The organism is Paraburkholderia sp. J94, assembly GCF_905220285.1.
Taxonomy (GTDB): domain Bacteria; phylum Pseudomonadota; class Gammaproteobacteria; order Burkholderiales; family Burkholderiaceae; genus Paraburkholderia; species Paraburkholderia tropica_A.
This window is the reverse complement of record NZ_CAJMZH010000017.1, coordinates 133,386-149,203: the sequence shown is the minus strand read 5'-3', so window position 1 is coordinate 149,203 and position 15,818 is coordinate 133,386. Positions and strand designations below refer to the sequence as shown.

The window sequence follows — 15,818 nt, the reverse complement described above, 5'->3', positions numbered from 1 at the left end:
TCGGGAGACAGGCGATGTTCATCCGTCAACTCAACTACCTCGTGACGTTGGCCAGGGAGCAGCATTTCGCGCGCGCCGCGGAACTCTGCAATGTCACGCAGCCGGCGCTTTCGTCCGCGATACGCAGCCTCGAAAACGAACTCGGGCTCGTGATCGTGCGGCGCGGCCGCCGCTTTCTCGGTCTCACCGAGGAGGGCGAACGCGTGCTCGGCTGGGCGCGGCAGACCATCGCGGCGCTCGATCACATGCGGCAGGACGTCTGCGCGTCGAATCTGCTGACCGGCACGGTGCGAATCGGCGTGATTCCCACGACGATGCCGGTCGTGAGCATGCTGATCTCGACCTGTCGCGAGGCGCATCCGAGGCTGAGCTTCGCGGTGCGCTCGCTGAGTTCGGACGCCATCCTGCGGCAGCTCGACGACTACGAACTCGACATCGGCTTCACCTATCTCGACGATCACACGCAGGCCGGGTTCGAAGTGCATTCGCTGTATCGCGAGCGCTATGTGCTCGTGTCGCCATCGGGAACGGGCAAGAGTCTGTGCTCGGGCGCGCGCCGCTGGGATGCATTGGGCGAATTGCAATTCGGTCTTCTGGATTCCTCAATGCAGAATCGTCAGGTGATCAACGCTGCGTTTCGTCGCGCAGGCGTGCAACCCAAAGTCGTGCTCGAAGCCGATTCGCTGCTCACGCTGATGTCGAACGTGCAGCATGCGGGTCTTCATACGGTGCTGCCGCATAGCGTGCTGAGCGTCATGGACGGCACGCAGCGCGATGCGGTGACGCCGCTCGAACCCGAACTCACGCGCGAGATCGGCCTGATCGCGCGCGATCTGCCGTCGCGACCACCGCTAGTCGCGGCGCTGTGGAAAGCCGCGAAACACCTTGATTTGCAGGCCCGTTTCGATGCCTTCATCGAGCGGCCGCGCGTGTCCGTCGAAGCGTCGTCGGCCGTTTGATAAGTCTCGCTTATCAGCTCATACATCGAAAGAATTGGATCGCTATCGAGCTTCTCGTCGACACTCTGTCCGTCGATCGATCGCATGCAGCGCGGTCGTACAGCCGGCGGCGCCAAGGGCCACCGGATTCTCGCCCCTCAGAGTGGAGACAACATCGTGGCAAAAATTGTTTGTGTGCTTTACGACGATCCGGTCAACGGTATGCCGAAGCAATACGCGCGCGACTCGCTTCCTGAAATCACGCGCTATCCCGACGGACAAACCACGCCGACGCCGCGCGCCATCGACTTCACGCCGGGCCATTTGCTCGGTTGCGTGTCGGGCGAACTGGGCCTGCGCCAATATCTGGAATCGCACGATCATCAACTCGTGGTGACGTCGAGCAAGGACGGCGCGGACAGCGTGCTCGACCGCGAACTGCACGACGCCGAAATCGTGATCTCGCAGCCGTTCTGGCCGGCCTATATGACGGCCGAGCGCATCGCGAAGGCGAAGAAGCTCAAGATGATCGTCACTGCCGGCATCGGTTCGGATCACACCGATTTGCAGGCCGCGATGGATCGCGGCATCACCGTGGCGGAAGTCACCTATTGCAACAGCAATAGCGTGGCTGAGCACGTGGTGATGACGACGCTCGCGCTCGTGCGCAACTATATTCCCTCGCATAACTGGGCCAATAACGGCGGCTGGAATATCGCCGATTGCGTCGAGCGCTCGTACGATATCGAGGGCATGCACGTGGGCACGGTGGCGGCGGGCCGCATCGGTTTGCGCGTGCTGCGTCTGCTCAAGCCGTTCGACATGAAGCTGCATTATCTCGATCGTCACCGTCTGCCCGAGTCGGTGGAGAAGGAACTCAATCTCACGCATCACACGAGCCTCGAAAGCCTCACGCGCGTCTGCGACGTGGTCACGCTGAATTGCCCGCTGCATCCCGAGACCGAGCACATGATCAATGCGCAGACGCTGAAGAATTTCAAGCGCGGCGCGTATCTGATCAACACGGCGCGCGGCAAGCTCTGCGATCGCGACGCGATTGTCGACGCGCTGAAAAGCGGCCAGCTGGCGGGCTATGGCGGCGACGTCTGGTTCCCGCAGCCCGCGCCGGCCGATCATCCGTGGCGCAGCATGCCGAATCAGGGCATGACGCCGCATATCTCCGGCACCAGCCTTTCCGCGCAGGCGCGCTACGCGGCGGGCACGCGCGAAATTCTCGAATGCTATTTCGAGGGTCGTCCGATTCGCGATGAATATCTGATCGTGCAAGGCGGCAAGCTTGCCGGTGTGGGCGCGCACTCGTACAGCGCGGGCAACGCGACGAAGGGCTCGGAAGAAGCGGCCCGCTTCAAGGTGGCCTGATCGCTCATGACGACTCCGTCCGCCGCTACCGCGAGCGCCAACGGAGCCTCGACGTGGCGCACCCAGGCGGGCGGCATGCTGCTTGCCGGCCTGGGCGCATTCGTTGCGTTGGCGCTCGTGGGCGTGTTGGCGCAAGAGACCTCGGAACCGTGGATTCTCGGTTCATTCGGGGCCACCTGCGTGCTGCTGTTTGGCTTTCCGTCCAGCCCGTTTTCGCAGCCGCGAAACATCATTGGAGGACATGTTCTGACTTCGCTGACGGGCCTGCTTTGTCTGCATCTGTTCGGACCCGGCACGATGCCGATGGCGATCGCCGCCGCTTGCGCGCTGATGCTGATGATGCTGACGCGAACGGTTCATCCACCCGCTGGAAGCAATCCGGTCATTATCTTCGCCGCGCAGCCGGGCTGGTCTTTCCTGGTACTCCCAACGATGTTAGGCGCCGTGATGCTGGTTGTGATCGGCTGGGTTTACTGGTCGGTCGTCCGGCGCGGGGCGTGGCCGCATCGGGCGAAGTGATGCGTGAAGTTCGTGATGACGCCGGCGCGGAGGAGTTCTCTGTGCCGGCGCATCAGCAATGCGATTAAACAGCGGGGTTATCCCGCAAGCCGGTTCTCGCGCGCAATCGCTTCCGTTACGGCCAAAAATTTCGCAATATCGCTCGGCGCGTGGCAATGCAGCGGCGAGATGCGCACCGCGCCGTCGAGCTTGAACGACTTCAACATGCGCCCGGAATAGAGGCTCGTTGCGATCCGCTCGTAGACGATCACGCCGCGTTCTTCATAAGCGCGCACGGCGGCGGTCGGATCGAGATGATCGAAGCCGATGCCCGCAATCAGATCGCGGCGCGTGAGGTCGTCGTGATCCCAGAACACGCTGACGCCTTCGATGGCGCGCAGCCCGCGCTGCTCGTCCACGCCGTCGAGCAACAAGGCAAGCAGGGCGCGCTCGTGCATTTCGATGCGCTGCATGCCTTGCACGAACAACTCGCGGCGGTCGTTAGCGTCGCTGAATTGGGCGCCGATCCACGTCACGTAATCGACGATTGCGCTCACCACGGCGAACTGCGCGGGCGCGGGGCTGCCGAGTTCCCAGACGCCGTTTTCCTTGGCGGCGAGCCGATGATGCGGAAGCGTAGCGAGCCGTTCCGATAGCCACGTCACGCCCGCGCCGCGGCAGCCGAAGAACTTGTACGGCGCGAAGTTGATGCCGTCCACGGGCGTCTTTTGCAGGTCGATGACCGCGTGCGGCGCGTGTTGCACCGCGTCGACGATGATGAAGAGATCGGGCTTGCGCGCACGCGCACGTTCGACGATCGCGGCGATATCCAGCTTCGCGCCCGAAATATTCGAGGCATACATCACGCTCAGTAGCGCGGTATCGTCGTCGATGAGCGAGACGATGGCATCGACATCGACGCCGCCGGTTTCGGCATTGCTGGGCGCGACGCGCAGCGTTTTGCCGGTGCGCTCGCAGTACATCGTCATCGCATCGAAGGACGACGGATGTTCGAGTATGGTCGTCACGGCGTTCGTGCCCGGCACGTTCTCCATGACGGCTCGCACCATCTCGAACATCGCCGCCGATGCGGTCAGCGAAAGATACACGCTGCCGTTGCGCGCGTTAAGAATACGGCGCACGTCGTCTTCACCGCGCGTTTGAATGTCCTGCAACACGAGCGCGCGTTCGTGAATGCGCTCGGGACAATCGGGCAATGCATCGACCTGGGCGAAGGCTTCCAGCGCCGATTTCAAACGGAACGAACCGCCGGCATTATCGAAGAAGAGACGCGCACGGCCGTCGATATCGTGATCGACAAAATGAAAGCGGCGCTTGATTTCCTCCATGATCGAATCGGAAAACAACTGCCCGCGAATACGGCTCATCTCATTTGCTCCTCGTTCCATGATTGCTGTTCCTGACTAATCTGCTTTTTCGAATTTCACGCGTCCAGCGACGCGATATAGGCCTTGCCCTTTTCCGCGTCGTACTGGCCTTCCCATTTGGCGATGATGAGCGGCGCGAGCGCGTTGCCGACCACGTTCAGCGCCGTGCGTCCCATATCCATGATCCGGTCGACGCCCGCAATAAACGCGAGCCCTTCGAGCGGCAGTCCGGCGCTCGCAAGCGTCGTCAGCAAGATCACGAACATGAAGCCGGGCACGCCTGCCGCGCCTTTCGATGTGATCACCATCGTCAGCACGAGCACGATCTGTTCTTGCAGGCCGAGATGCACGCCATAAAGCTGCGCGACGAATAGCGTGCCGATGCCGAGATAAATCGAGGCACCATCGAGATTGAACGTGTAGCCCGTGGGCACCACGAACGTCGTGATGCTTTTCGGCACGCCGAAGTCCTCCATCTTTTTCATCAGTTGCGGCAGGACCGTCGCCGAACTGCAGGTGGAAAACGCAATGATCAATTCGTCCTTGATGACACGCAGCAGCGTGAAGATATTGAAGCCAAACAGCCGCGCCGCGATGCCGAGCACGAACACCGCAAACAGAATGATCGCGAGATAAGTCACCGCGACGAGTTTAATGAGCGGCAACAGCGAACCGAAACCGAAACTCGCGACCGTTACGGCGATCAGCGCGCACACGCCGAACGGCGCGTAACGCATCACCATGCCGGTGACCTTGAACATCGCATCGCTGATGCCTTTGAAGGTCGCGAGCACGGGCTGGCGATATTCGGCCGGTACGGATTGCAGGCCGAGACCGAACAGCACGGAAAAGAAAATCACCGGCAGCAGATCGCCGCGTCCCATCGCCATGACGATGTTGTCGGGAATGATGCTCAGCAGCAGCGCCATGAAGCCGTGATGGCCCTGGGTCTGCTGCGTGGTCTGCTGATAGCGCGAGATATCGGTGTGGCCGAGCTGGGAAAGATCGGTGCCGAGACCCGGATGCAGCACGTTGCCGAGCACGAGGCCCATCACGATCGCGATAGTCGTGACGATTTCGAAATAGAGCAGCGTTTTGAAGCCGATGCGGCCGAGCGAGCGCCCGTCGCCCACGCCCGCGATGCCCATCACCATGCTCGTGAAGACGATCGGCACCACGACCATTTTGATCAGACGGATAAAGATATCGCCGGCCGGTTGCAGAAAGCCGTTGATGACGGATTCGCGCGATTCGGGAAAACGGTTGAGCACGAGCCCCACCGCGATGCCGACAACGAGCCCGATAACGATTTGCCACGCGAGCCCGACGCGCGGCTTGCGCGCCGCGTGCTCGGCTTGGGGTGCTTCCATGACGGATTCCATGCGTTCTCCAGACACGTATCGATGGATAGGGATAAACCGAGCCTCGTGCGGGACTCGTTGAGGGAAAAGTAACCAGCCAAAATGAACTAAAAAAGCGATTTTTTTCTATGAGAAACTATCGCTTTTAGTGATGTGAAATTCGGGCCATGCTGACATTCAAACAGATGGAAGCCTTGTACTGGATCGTTCAGCTCGGCTCGTTCGAGGCCGCGGCCACGCGGCTGAACACCACGCAATCGGCGATATCGAAACGCGTGCAGGAACTGGAGCGCGCGTTCGATGTGGCGGTTTTCGACCGCGCGAACCGTAGCGCGCGTCTCACGGAAAAGGGCACGGAATTCTTCGAGCACGCGAGGGAGTTGCTGGAGCGGCGCGATCAGCTCGTCGAGCGCATGAGTTCGAAGGAGACGCTGGTTCGGCAGATTCGCATCGGCGTGACGGAACTCACGGCGCTGACCTGGCTACCGCGCTTGATCGCGGCGATTCAGGCCGAATACCCGAAGGTGCAGGTCGAAGCGGAGGTCGATCTCAACGCGACCTTGCGCGAGCGGCTGGCGGCGGCGACGGTGGACGTCATCATCGTGCCGCAGACGCACGAGGTCGAGCCGTATGCGTCGACGCTCGTGGGGCAGGTGCAGAACGCGTGGATGTGTGCGGCGAGTCTCGCGCCGGGCAAGCGTGCCATTCCGCTCGCGGACATCGCGAAGTTTCCGCTGATTCTGCAAGGCGGATTGTCGGGGACAGGCTTTGTGTACAGCCGATTTCTGGCGGAGCAAGGCGTGGTCTTGCAGAAAGTGCTGGCGAGCAATAGCCTCATTGCGCAAGTCGGCCTCACGCTTTCGGGGCTCGGGGTGAGTTATCTGCCTGAGGCGTGTCTCGCGCGCATGCTCAAGCGGCGCGCGCTAGTGGTGGTGCCGACGCGGCCGGCATTGCCGCCGGTGAAATACGTCGCCATGCATCGCGCGGAGCAGTCGCATTCGCTGAGCGCCGCTGTGGCGCGGCTGGCGGCGCAGTCGTGCGACTTCTCGTCGAATTTGCTGGATCCGGGGAGTTGAAGCAGGGAAGGGGAAAGCACAGCAATCGAAGCACGCCCACCGCCTTCATACGTGGCGTGGGCGTGCTCACTCGCGAAGCGATCTTAGAGGTGAATCCAGTGCGCCGCGCTGGCGAGGCTCACCACGACGCCAACCAGGGCAAGACCCGAAAACACCGTGCTGATCCGCGCCAGACGCTGAACGCGCAAGTTCGCCTCGTTGGCCTTGGTCGCATTCAGATTCGCGGTGCTCTCGGCTTTTTCCAGCTGCGCCTGCAAGTCGTGCGCCTGCATCTTGCTCGCTTCGAGTTCCGATTTGAGTTGAGCGAGCGACTCGGCATGAACGCCGATACGCGTGCCATTCGCTTCAATGCCGGCATTCATGGCTTGCTGGCGCGCGAGCAGACCGTCGATGGCGAGCTGCGTTTGCGCGTGCCGCGCGTCCGTGGCTTCGAGGCGCGACACGAGCGCTTCGCCTTGCTTCTGCGTGTGGCTCACGTGCCCGTCGAGCGTCACGCTAATCTCGTCGAGACGCGCGGCGCCGTGGGCCTGCGCGGCTTCGAGTCGGCTGGTCAGTGCGGCGCATTGCGCGGCAACTTGCTGACTCAATTGCTCGTTCTTTTCCGTCACTGATGCGCTGAGCGAGGCGGCAACGTCCTTGACGAACTTCTCCAGTACGGCGTGCTCGTCGCGCATGTTGGCGGCGGTCGCCTGCACCGATTCGATCAGCTCGTTGCGCGTTCCCTTCACCTCGGCAGCGATGGTGATGAGTTGCCTCGCGCCTTCCTGCGTCAAGCCGCGCAGCTCGAAGAATTGCGTGACCAGATCCTTCAGTTCGACCGCCTGAATATGCAGCTTTTGTTGCTGCTGGTCGAGCTGCACCGTATGCGATTCGAGACGCTCGGTCTGACGCTTCAGTTCGCGCTGCTGCGACCCGATCTGATCCTGCTGATGCGCGAGCCGCTGCGCCTGCATCATGCTGATGACCATCAGTTGCGCGAGGCTCTTGGAGAACTCGGCCTGCAACTCCTGCGCGTCGAGTTGCGCATCCTTCAGCTTGTCGTTGTGCCACCAGCGCATGAGCGCATTGCGCTGCTCGTGCTCGTTGCGTGCGCGCTTCAGTTCGTCGAGTCGCTTGAAGTTGTTGCGGAACTTCGCCAGCACGTCGTTCACGTCGATCTGGGAAAGCAGATCGTGGGGTACGTCAATCTTCGCGATGTCCAGGATAAGGTCGTTCATGGTTTCAAGGTTTGGTGCAATAGTCTGCGAGCAGGCGCTCGAGTTCGTCGTCCATCTGCTTCATGTGTTCGAGACCGCCGCTGAGCGCTGCATGCGTGCTCGCGCCGATCTCGATGGAGGCGGCCGCCGTGTCCACGGCGGCCATCAAGTGGTGTTCGGCTCTCTGCAGGTCTTCGGCCATCGCCTCATAGCAGGCGAGCATTTCCTGGTAGCGCTGCGAGTGCTGATACTGTTGCTCGATGAAGGTGGCGAGCCGCTCGCCGAGCGCCGCGTCGGCTTCGAGCGTGTCGATCTGCGCCTCGAGATGTTCGGTGCCGGTTTGCGATAGCCAGTCGAAAAGCCGATCGATCGCGTAGACCGTCAACGCCGTCATCAGCCCGGTCAGAATGCCGGTGATGACGGGCGCCACGTAGGCGGCCAGCGGCGCGAGAAAGGGAATGCTGATCAAGAAGCCCTTGATGGACTGCTCGAACAGCAGTCCGACGCTGGTCGTGATCACGCCTGCAATGATCTTCGTGGCCTGGCGCGCGGCCTCCATTGCGGAGAGGCCCTTCGGCGGGAAGCAGAGGATCTTGATGGCTTGCCAGAGGCCCTTGAAGCTTTCGCGAATGACGGTGACGATCTTCGCGGACGTTGTGACGACGTTATTGATGATGAACGTGAGCAGATTGCTCACCGCGCCTTGAACGCCGCCTTCGATGAGCGCGTCGAAAGCGTGGCCGAGCTTGGCTGTGACACGATCCAGCGTGCGCTTGAGCGCCTCGGTCACACGGTCGACGAAATTCTCCGTGGGCGCGGGCGAGCGGACGATGATCGCGACTTCCACATAGCTGCTGTTGACGAACTCGTGCAGCAGCACGCCGATCGCCTGACGCAACGCGTTTTTGCCCGCTTCCGTGGCGCAGGTCGAGGCGAGTTCCGCGCCTTGCTTCTTCGCCTGGGCCTTGAGCGTTTCGATCTTGCGGTGGTGATCGGCTTTGTCCTGCGTCTTCTTGACCAGATCCACGTCGACGCCGAACGATTCCGCATTGGTCTGGCCTGGCGTCTTCTTGCGCTCGGCCTTCGCCCAGTCGAGCTTGACCTTGTCCTGCATCGACTGGTTGATGTCGTGCTCGGCCGGAACGAGATTCTCCGGCGCGTTCGCCATCTCCACGCGCTGCGCTTCGTTCATGAAGAGATTGGCGCGGCTGTCGATCTCGATGCTTTTGACCGAATTCACGTGATCGAGATGCGTGCGTCCGTCGCGTGGCAGTTCCTTGCCCGTGTACGCGCTGATGATGGGCTCGTCCTTCTGGAACATCGCCTTGCGCTTCGCGGGAAAGGTTTTGCCGTACGCCGTCCGGTCGATCGGATTCGACTGCTTGTCCTGCCATTCCGAATAGGCGGCGGCGTCGTTCTGCGTCGCCGTGATGCCTTTTTCGAAATTGTGTAGCGTCGTGACATTGCCGCCGGTCTTGTCGTCGAACATGGCCGGCGTGAGGCCGAACGGGCCGATGATCTGCTGCAGCGTTTGTTGCTTGCAGCTTTCAAGCAGTTCATCGAGGCGACGCTCGCGCAATTCGCGCGAACTCGGTGCCGATGTTTCAGTGGAAAGCGCGGTGCGGCTCAACGAAGCCGCGACAGGTTCTAATGTAGTCATATCGGAACGCAATCCGGGTCAAAAAGAGAATGCTTTAGTCAGGCTACGGCCAAGTGCGGCAAATCAAGTCGGACTGAATACCGTCGAGATATCGGCGGTAAGTCATCTTTCTTGAGGAGCGTTAAGCCGATAACGATATTCGGAGGGACAGAAATTCGTGGCGGTGAATTCGAGAGATCTTTAAGGGAATCAATATTTGGAGCAATTTATGTGAATTGAAACGTTTGCAGGCAGCAATTGCGCGCGAATGGAAATTCGAATGAGATGAGAGGTGAACGATAAAAAATTCTTTGAGCATTTTTTTCAGGCCATTACGAGGATGCAGGGAGCGGTCTTGCGGGCACGGCTTCCGCTCGTGTCTGGCTCTGGCGGTTGAAAGCGGCAAAGTCGTGCATTAATCTTCGCTCCCAGGCTTACAAAACCCCATCTCCAGGCCATCACTCATGCTGACGCTCATATCTAACCTGCATCGAACCAGGAAACGGAATCACCTCGCGACCTTGCGCAAACTTTTCGCGGGTGCGGAGCGCGTGGTGCTCTGCTCTGGCTGGCTGAAGCGAGGCGGCGTGATCGCACTTCTGGCGGAACTGCAAGACGCGGTTCAGCGCGGAGTCCGTGTGACGGTGTATTCGAACCGGCCAGCCGACAAGCAAGAAGAAACTGAGGAGATGGCGATCAGCGAACTTGCCCGACTCGGTATCGATCACGTTATCGTCGAGCAGGACTTTTACCTACACGCGAAGATCTATTACTTCGAATCGCAAGGGCGTTATCACGCGGTGCTCGGGTCGGCGAATCTCACTAATGGCGGTTTGCAACGAAACGAAGAAGTGTCGGTATTGCTGAGCGGAGAATTGGGCGACGCGCAGCACCAGGAAATTGCTGACTATCTCAAGCATCTCGATCGACGCTGCCGACGCGCCGTGAATCGGAGGCGCAAAGCCATTTCACTCAATGCGACTTGAATCTCACTATTACGGAAATTGCACGAATTTCCCAATAATTGAAATCGCCGCGCGATATATCTTCATTGCCTCATGGATATCCCCTATACGGGGATGAATCAAACCTGCCGTTAGTCCCTGCGAAGCGCGAGATTGCGCGGGCGGCTGCATGCCGCGATAAAAAATCCAGGAGACCGACCAGATGCTCAGGAATATCACGATTCGCGGAGGGCTTACCCTCGTCATCAGCCTATTCGTTGCCTTTCTGCTGGTAGTGATCGGCGTGGCGTACGGGGCGCTCAAGCTGACCAACGAGAGCCTCGTCGATACGCAGCGCAGCGCCCAGTCGCTCGCCGCGCTCAAGACGAGTTCCGAGCGGCTTTTGCAGGTGCGGCTCGCGCTCGGCGGCTACGAGACGCTGTTCAGCGTCGGCAAATCCACGGAAGGGCTGCTCGAACAGGCGCACAAGGTGCTCGTCGATTCGAGCAAGGATTTCGCGAGCTACAGCGCCGGTCCCTTCGCCGACGATGAAGAAGCGCGGCTCGCCAAGGCCGTCGCGCAGGCGCGCGCGGCGCTCGTCGCGCAGGCGCTCGAACCCGAATACAAGGCGCTCGTCGATAACGACTTCAACACCTTCCGCACGATTCAGGGCGAGACCGCCGACCGTTATTACGCCATCTACGCGAAGGCCATCGACGCGCTCGAACAATGGCAGACCGCTCGCGAGCAGCGCGACGGCGAAGTCGCGGCCACGCGTTTCCAGATGTCGATCATCGTATTCGGCGCGATTGGCGTGATCGGCATCGTGCTTGGCCTCGTCGCGCGCAAGGGGCTCGCGGCGGCCGTCGTGAAGCCCGTCGATCAGGCGATTCGCCACTTTCAGCGCATCGCGGCCGGCGACCTGACCGTGGACGTGCGCGTGCGCTCCAGCAACGAAATGGGCCAGCTGCTCGGCGCGCTCGCGCAGATGCGCGAAGGTTTGATCGGTACGGTCGCGCGCGTGCGTGGCAGCACGCATGAAATTACGCTGGGCGCGGACCAGATCGCTTCGGGCAACGCCGATCTGTCGAGCCGCACTTCGCAGCAGGCGGCCGCGCTGGAGGAGACGGCGGCGAGCCTGGAGGAATTGTCGTCGGCGGTGCGCCAGAACACCACGGCGGCCAAGGAGGCGAGCGGGCTCGCGCAAGGCGCGCTCGACACCGTGTCGCGCGGCGCCGACGTGGTCGCGCGCGTGAACGAGACGATGAACGATATCTCGTCGTCGTCGCGCAAGGTCGAGGAGATCACCGGCATCATCGAAGGCATCGCGTTCCAGACCAACATCCTCGCGCTGAATGCGGCGGTCGAGGCCGCGCGCGCGGGCGAGGAAGGGCGCGGCTTCGCGGTGGTGGCCGCCGAAGTGCGCAGCCTCGCGCAGCGCTCGGGCACGGCGGCCAAGGAGATCAAGGAGCTGATCACGGCGTCGGTCGCGACGGTGGGCGCGGGCGCGCGTCTCGTCGACGAGGCGCGTCACACGATGGGCGCGGCGCGCGACGCCGTTGCGCGCGTGAGCAGCATCATGAGCGAGATCGAGGCCGCGACGCACGAGCAGAGCGACGGCATCGAGCAGGTGAACCGCGCCGTCGCGCAGATCGACGAGGTCACGCAGCGCAACGCGGCGCTCGTGGAAGAAGCGGCGGCCGCGGCGCAGTCGCTCGAAGCGCAGGCCAACACGCTGCGCGAGGCGGTGGCCGTGTTCAATCTCGGCGGTGCGCAGGGCCACGGCGCGCGCCGCATCGCGCAGGACGCACAGGCCGCCGACGGCGCGCTGCGCGCGGGCGCGGAGCCTGCGCTCGCGTGAGTGCGCGCCGCGCGGCCTGTGCGCAGGACTTAACCTGAAGTTATATCCCCCGCGCAAATCGCAATTGAGTTCCGTTTTTTGCCTGGTAAGACTGGTGCCGTGGATGCTAAACGAGCACCAGACGAGAACCAGGCAGGAACAAACGGGCTATGCGAATTTGCGTGTTGGGCGGCGGCGTCATCGGTGTGACGACCGCGTATTTTCTCGCTCGCGATGGACATCAGGTGACGCTCGTCGAGCGTCACGCGGACGTGGCGCAGGAGACCAGTCACGCCAACGGCGGCCAGCTGAGCTATCAATACGTGGCGCCGCTCGCCGATCCCTCGGTGCTGCCGAAGCTGCCGCACTGGCTGTTGTCGCGCGATGCCGCGCTGCGTTTCGTGCCGCGTCTCGATCCGCATCAGTGGCGCTGGTGTCTGGCGTTTCTGCGTGCCTGCACGCGTGCGCGCAGCCGGCAGACCACGGCGGAATTGCTCGGGCTCGGCTTGCTGAGCCGGCGTTTGATGCATGAGATCGTTGCGCGCGAGGCGCTCGATTTCGATTACGTGCGCAACGGCAAGCTCGTCGTGTATCGCGACCGTGAAGGCTTCGAGGGCGCGCGTCGCCAAGCGGATTATCAGGCGCAATTCGGCTGCGAGCAGCATGTGCTCGACGGTGCGGCCTGCGTTGCGCTCGAACCGGCGCTCGCGCATATCGGCAGAGAAATCGTCGGCGGCATCCATACGCCCGGCGAGGAGGCCGGCGATTGCGACCGCTTCACGCGCCATCTCGCGCGTGCCGCGCAGCGCGACGGCGTGCAGTTGCAGCTCGGCGCGGAATTGTCTGGACTCCGTACGAATGGATCGGTAGTGCAGGCGGCGATCACGTCGCAAGGCGAGATCGAGGCCGATGCCTTCGTGGTGTGCCTCGGTTTCCAGAGTCAGCCGATGCTGGCCTCGCTCGGCGTGAGCGTGCCGGTCTATCCGCTCAAGGGTTACAGCCTCACGCTGCCCGACGCGCGCGAACACGGCGCGCCGCGTGTGTCGGTCACGGACGCGCATCACAAGGTGGTCTACGCGCCGCTCGGCGAGCGCTTGCGCATTGCGGGCATGGTCGATCTCACGGGCATGAGCGCGCACGCCGATCGCGAGCGCATCGCGCTGCTCACGCGTCAGGCGCGCGAGACCTTCCCGGAGGCCGGCGACTACGGCGCGATTCAAACCTGGACGGGCATGCGGCCCGCCACGCCGGACAGCAAGCCGCTGATCGGCGCCACGCAGTTTCGCAATCTGTGGCTGAACACGGGGCATGGCGCGCTGGGCTTCACGCTCGCGTGCGGCAGCGCGCAACTGCTGGCGGACCGGCTTGCGAACCGCACGCTGCCGCTCGACGGCGCGGCCTTCGCGCCTGGCCGATGAGCGCATTGAACGAAGACGTTGAACGCATATTTTCACTACACCAGTCGGGAGAACAGGACGATGATCGGCATGAGAAAAATCGGCGTGATGGGCGTGATGGGCGTGATCGGGGCAAGCGCATTGGCGGCGACGATGTTCGCGAGCGCGGCGCAGGCGGAAGAACTCACGGGCACGCTCAAGAAAGTGCACGACAGCGGCGTGATCGTGCTCGGCACGCGCGAGTCGTCGATTCCGTTTTCGTATTACGACCAGAATCAGAACGTGATTGGCTATTCGCAGGAAATCGCGCTGAAGATCGTCGATGCGATCAAGCAGAAAACCGATACGCCGAACCTCAAGGTGCGCACAATTCCCATCACGTCGCAAAACCGTATTCCGCTGGTGCAGAACGGCACGATCGACCTCGAATGCGGTTCGACCACGAATACGTTCGAGCGTCAGAATCAGGCCGCGTTTTCGAATAGCATTTTTCTTTACGGCATTCGCTTTATCACGCGCAAGGATTCGGGCGTGAAGGATTTCGCGGATCTCGCGGGCAATACGGTCGCGACCACGGCGGGCACGTCCGACGAACGCATGCTGCGCAAGATGAACGAAGAGAAGCGCATGAACATGACGATCATCAGCGCGAAGGACCACGCCGAGTCATTCCTCAATGTGACGACGGGCCGCGCGGTGGCCTTCGTGATGGATGAGCCGCTGCTCTACGGCGAGCGCGCGAAGACGAAGAATCCGCAGGATTATGTCGTGGCGGGCACGCCGCCGGTATCGGAAAACTACGCGTGCATGCTGCGTCGCGACGATCCGCAATTCAAGGCGCTCGTCGATGAGACCGTCGCGAAGATGCAGACCTCGGGCGAGATGGCGAAGCTCTATACGAAATGGTTCACGCAGCCGATTCCGCCCAATGGCATGAATCTCGACTATCCGCTTTCACAGCAGATGAAGGAATTGTTCGCGCATCCGAACGACAAGGCGCTCGATTGATTCGGTGATTTGGCGTGGCGATTGGTGCGCGCGTGATGTTGCGCGCTGTTGCGTGATGTTATTCGCGCGCGCTGAACGCGCACGCTGAACGCGCAAAAAGAAAATGGCGCAGACCCGTGAAGGAATGCGCCATATTCACTGCGTAAGCATGATAAAGCCGCTACGCGATACCGCTATATTCGTTGGTAGGCTCGATTGGATTCGAACCAACGACCCCCACCATGTCAAGGTGGTGCTCTAACCAACTGAGCTACGAGCCTGTTGAGAGCGCGAATTATAGAGACACTCCCGCAGGTGCGCAAGCCCCTTTTTGAAAATTGCGTGAATTGCTGGAAAGGGCGTGGGCAAACAGGCTCACGCCTCGCCTTCCTGCCGCTCCATCGCCTCCACCATTTCCTTCGCCGCGCGCTGCAGTTCCGGCACGAAGCGGCGCACCGCTTCCTGCGGCGGCATGGCCTGCTCCAGATAGATCACGTTGAGGCTCGCGAGCACGCGGCCATGCGCTTCGATGGCGACCGCGAGCGCGCCGATCTTGCGCTGGTCGGCCCAGTCGCCGTGATTCGAGCCGAAGCCGTCGGCGCGCGTCTGCCGCACGAGATTGCGGATGAACCCCGGGTCCGATGCGAGCTTCTGCTGCTGCTCGCCGCCCGCGCCCGCGCGCAGCAGATCGAGCATGTCCTCGCGTTCAGCCTCGGGGCACATCGCCAGATAGACGCGGCCCGCCGACGTGAGCAATAGCGGCAAACGCCGCCCGACCATCGAGCGGTGAAACGAGAGCGGGCTGAAACGGTGCGTGGTTTCGCGCACGATCATCGCGTCGCCGTCGGGTGTCGTGAGGTCGGAGGGCCACACGATGCGTTGCATCATCTGCGCCATGATCGGCGGCGCGACGGTGGCGATCAGTTCGTCGTCGGTGAAGCCTTCGCTCAGCTCGCGCACGTTGAGCGTGAGGCGAAAGCTGTCGTCGGAGGCACTACGCCGCACGAGATTCTCTTCGACGAGCGTCTCCAGCAAACGCCGCACGGTGGTGCGATGCAGGCCCGTGGCCTCGCTCAGTTGCTGGCTCGTCGCGCGCCCGTTCTCCATCGCGTTGAGCGCCCGGAGCACCTGCAGGCCGCGCGCGAGACCGCGCACGTTTGCATACTTTGTCATT

General features: G+C 61.9%; 13 protein-coding genes and 1 tRNA gene. 8 read left to right on the top strand and 6 right to left on the bottom strand.

Translation table 11 applies throughout. The features are described from left to right. The first annotated feature begins 14 nt into the window (after window positions 1-14). The 3 genes from U4Y88_RS30600 to U4Y88_RS30590 all read left to right on the top strand — a co-directional run bounded on the left by U4Y88_RS30600 (window position 15) and on the right by U4Y88_RS30590 (window position 2,837). Window positions 15-959 carry a LysR family transcriptional regulator gene (locus U4Y88_RS30600; protein WP_321788526.1) on the top strand — a complete coding sequence of 315 codons (945 nt, stop codon included), beginning with the start codon at window positions 15-17 and terminating at the stop codon, window positions 957-959. A gap of 156 nt (window positions 960-1,115) precedes the next feature. Continuing rightward, a complete protein-coding gene (locus tag U4Y88_RS30595; RefSeq protein WP_321788524.1) occupies window positions 1,116-2,318 on the top strand; it encodes an NAD-dependent formate dehydrogenase in 1,203 nt (400 codons plus the stop codon). A gap of 6 nt (window positions 2,319-2,324) precedes the next feature. Beyond that, the gene (locus tag U4Y88_RS30590; protein ID WP_321788522.1) at window positions 2,325-2,837 is read left to right on the top strand and encodes an HPP family protein; all 513 of its coding nucleotides are present in this window, start codon (window positions 2,325-2,327) and stop codon (window positions 2,835-2,837) included. A gap of 77 nt (window positions 2,838-2,914) precedes the next feature. Here U4Y88_RS30590 and U4Y88_RS30585 read toward each other — a convergent pair whose 3' ends face one another. Further along, window positions 2,915-4,204 (bottom strand): aminotransferase class V-fold PLP-dependent enzyme, encoded by a 1,290-nt coding sequence (locus U4Y88_RS30585; RefSeq protein WP_321788520.1) that lies wholly within the window; start codon window positions 4,202-4,204, stop codon window positions 2,915-2,917. A gap of 56 nt (window positions 4,205-4,260) precedes the next feature. Then, window positions 4,261-5,586: a glutamate/aspartate:proton symporter GltP gene (gene gltP / locus U4Y88_RS30580; protein WP_321788518.1), complete on the bottom strand. Its 1,326-nt coding sequence runs from the start codon at window positions 5,584-5,586 to the stop codon at window positions 4,261-4,263. A 146-nt stretch (window positions 5,587-5,732) separates the two neighbouring features. Here gltP and U4Y88_RS30575 point away from each other — a divergent pair, with 146 nt between their 5' ends. After that, window positions 5,733-6,641: a LysR family transcriptional regulator gene (locus U4Y88_RS30575; RefSeq protein WP_321788517.1), complete on the top strand. Its 909-nt coding sequence runs from the start codon at window positions 5,733-5,735 to the stop codon at window positions 6,639-6,641. An 83-nt stretch (window positions 6,642-6,724) separates the two neighbouring features. Here U4Y88_RS30575 and U4Y88_RS30570 read toward each other — a convergent pair whose 3' ends face one another. Next, a complete protein-coding gene (locus U4Y88_RS30570; RefSeq protein ID WP_321788515.1) occupies window positions 6,725-7,858 on the bottom strand; it encodes a hypothetical protein in 1,134 nt (377 codons plus the stop codon). 4 nt (window positions 7,859-7,862) lie between these two features. Beyond that, window positions 7,863-9,497 (bottom strand): hypothetical protein, encoded by a 1,635-nt coding sequence (locus U4Y88_RS30565; protein WP_321788514.1) that lies wholly within the window; start codon window positions 9,495-9,497, stop codon window positions 7,863-7,865. A gap of 443 nt (window positions 9,498-9,940) precedes the next feature. Between U4Y88_RS30565 and U4Y88_RS30560 the strand changes: the two genes are divergently transcribed. The 4 genes from U4Y88_RS30560 (at window position 9,941) to U4Y88_RS30545 (ending at window position 14,665) form a co-directional block, all read left to right on the top strand. Further along, window positions 9,941-10,462 (top strand): phospholipase D family protein, encoded by a 522-nt coding sequence (locus U4Y88_RS30560; RefSeq protein ID WP_321788511.1) that lies wholly within the window; start codon window positions 9,941-9,943, stop codon window positions 10,460-10,462. Between the two features lie 181 nt (window positions 10,463-10,643). Further along, on the top strand, window positions 10,644-12,281 hold the full coding sequence (locus tag U4Y88_RS30555; RefSeq protein WP_321788510.1) for a methyl-accepting chemotaxis protein: 1,638 nt from the start codon (window positions 10,644-10,646) through the stop codon (window positions 12,279-12,281). Window positions 12,282-12,430: 149 nt separating this feature from the next. Further along, the gene (locus U4Y88_RS30550) at window positions 12,431-13,678 is read left to right on the top strand and encodes a D-amino acid dehydrogenase (RefSeq protein ID WP_321788508.1); all 1,248 of its coding nucleotides are present in this window, start codon (window positions 12,431-12,433) and stop codon (window positions 13,676-13,678) included. A gap of 96 nt (window positions 13,679-13,774) precedes the next feature. Continuing rightward, the gene (locus U4Y88_RS30545) at window positions 13,775-14,665 is read left to right on the top strand and encodes a glutamate/aspartate ABC transporter substrate-binding protein (RefSeq protein ID WP_415774522.1); all 891 of its coding nucleotides are present in this window, start codon (window positions 13,775-13,777) and stop codon (window positions 14,663-14,665) included. Window positions 14,666-14,848: 183 nt separating this feature from the next. On the opposite strand, the gene U4Y88_RS30540 is transcribed toward U4Y88_RS30545, so the two are convergent. Both U4Y88_RS30540 and U4Y88_RS30535 read right to left on the bottom strand, forming a co-directional pair. After that, a tRNA-Val gene (locus U4Y88_RS30540) sits at window positions 14,849-14,925 on the bottom strand. A gap of 94 nt (window positions 14,926-15,019) precedes the next feature. Then, window positions 15,020-15,817 carry a DNA-binding transcriptional regulator gene (locus tag U4Y88_RS30535; RefSeq protein WP_321788505.1) on the bottom strand — a complete coding sequence of 266 codons (798 nt, stop codon included), beginning with the start codon at window positions 15,815-15,817 and terminating at the stop codon, window positions 15,020-15,022. Between the last annotated feature and the right edge of the window lies 1 nt (window position 15,818).

Excerpts from the sequence above, each read along its gene's own strand:
- U4Y88_RS30565 (WP_321788514.1), bottom strand. The coding sequence starts at position 9,497 with ATGACTACATTAGAACCTGTCGCGGCTTCGTTGAGCCGCACCGCGCTT.
- U4Y88_RS30560 (WP_321788511.1), top strand. The coding sequence starts at position 9,941 with ATGCTGACGCTCATATCTAACCTGCATCGAACCAGGAAACGGAATCAC.
- U4Y88_RS30570 (WP_321788515.1), bottom strand. The coding sequence starts at position 7,858 with ATGAACGACCTTATCCTGGACATCGCGAAGATTGACGTACCCCACGAT.
- U4Y88_RS30585 (WP_321788520.1), bottom strand. The coding sequence starts at position 4,204 with ATGAGCCGTATTCGCGGGCAGTTGTTTTCCGATTCGATCATGGAGGAA.
- U4Y88_RS30545 (WP_415774522.1), top strand. The coding sequence starts at position 13,775 with ATGGGCGTGATCGGGGCAAGCGCATTGGCGGCGACGATGTTCGCGAGC.
- gltP (WP_321788518.1), bottom strand. The coding sequence starts at position 5,586 with ATGGAATCCGTCATGGAAGCACCCCAAGCCGAGCACGCGGCGCGCAAG.
- U4Y88_RS30555 (WP_321788510.1), top strand. The coding sequence starts at position 10,644 with ATGCTCAGGAATATCACGATTCGCGGAGGGCTTACCCTCGTCATCAGC.
- U4Y88_RS30575 (WP_321788517.1), top strand. The coding sequence starts at position 5,733 with ATGCTGACATTCAAACAGATGGAAGCCTTGTACTGGATCGTTCAGCTC.
- U4Y88_RS30550 (WP_321788508.1), top strand. The coding sequence starts at position 12,431 with ATGCGAATTTGCGTGTTGGGCGGCGGCGTCATCGGTGTGACGACCGCG.
- U4Y88_RS30590 (WP_321788522.1), top strand. The coding sequence starts at position 2,325 with ATGACGACTCCGTCCGCCGCTACCGCGAGCGCCAACGGAGCCTCGACG.
- U4Y88_RS30600 (WP_321788526.1), top strand. The coding sequence starts at position 15 with ATGTTCATCCGTCAACTCAACTACCTCGTGACGTTGGCCAGGGAGCAG.
- U4Y88_RS30535 (WP_321788505.1), bottom strand. The coding sequence starts at position 15,817 with ATGACAAAGTATGCAAACGTGCGCGGTCTCGCGCGCGGCCTGCAGGTG.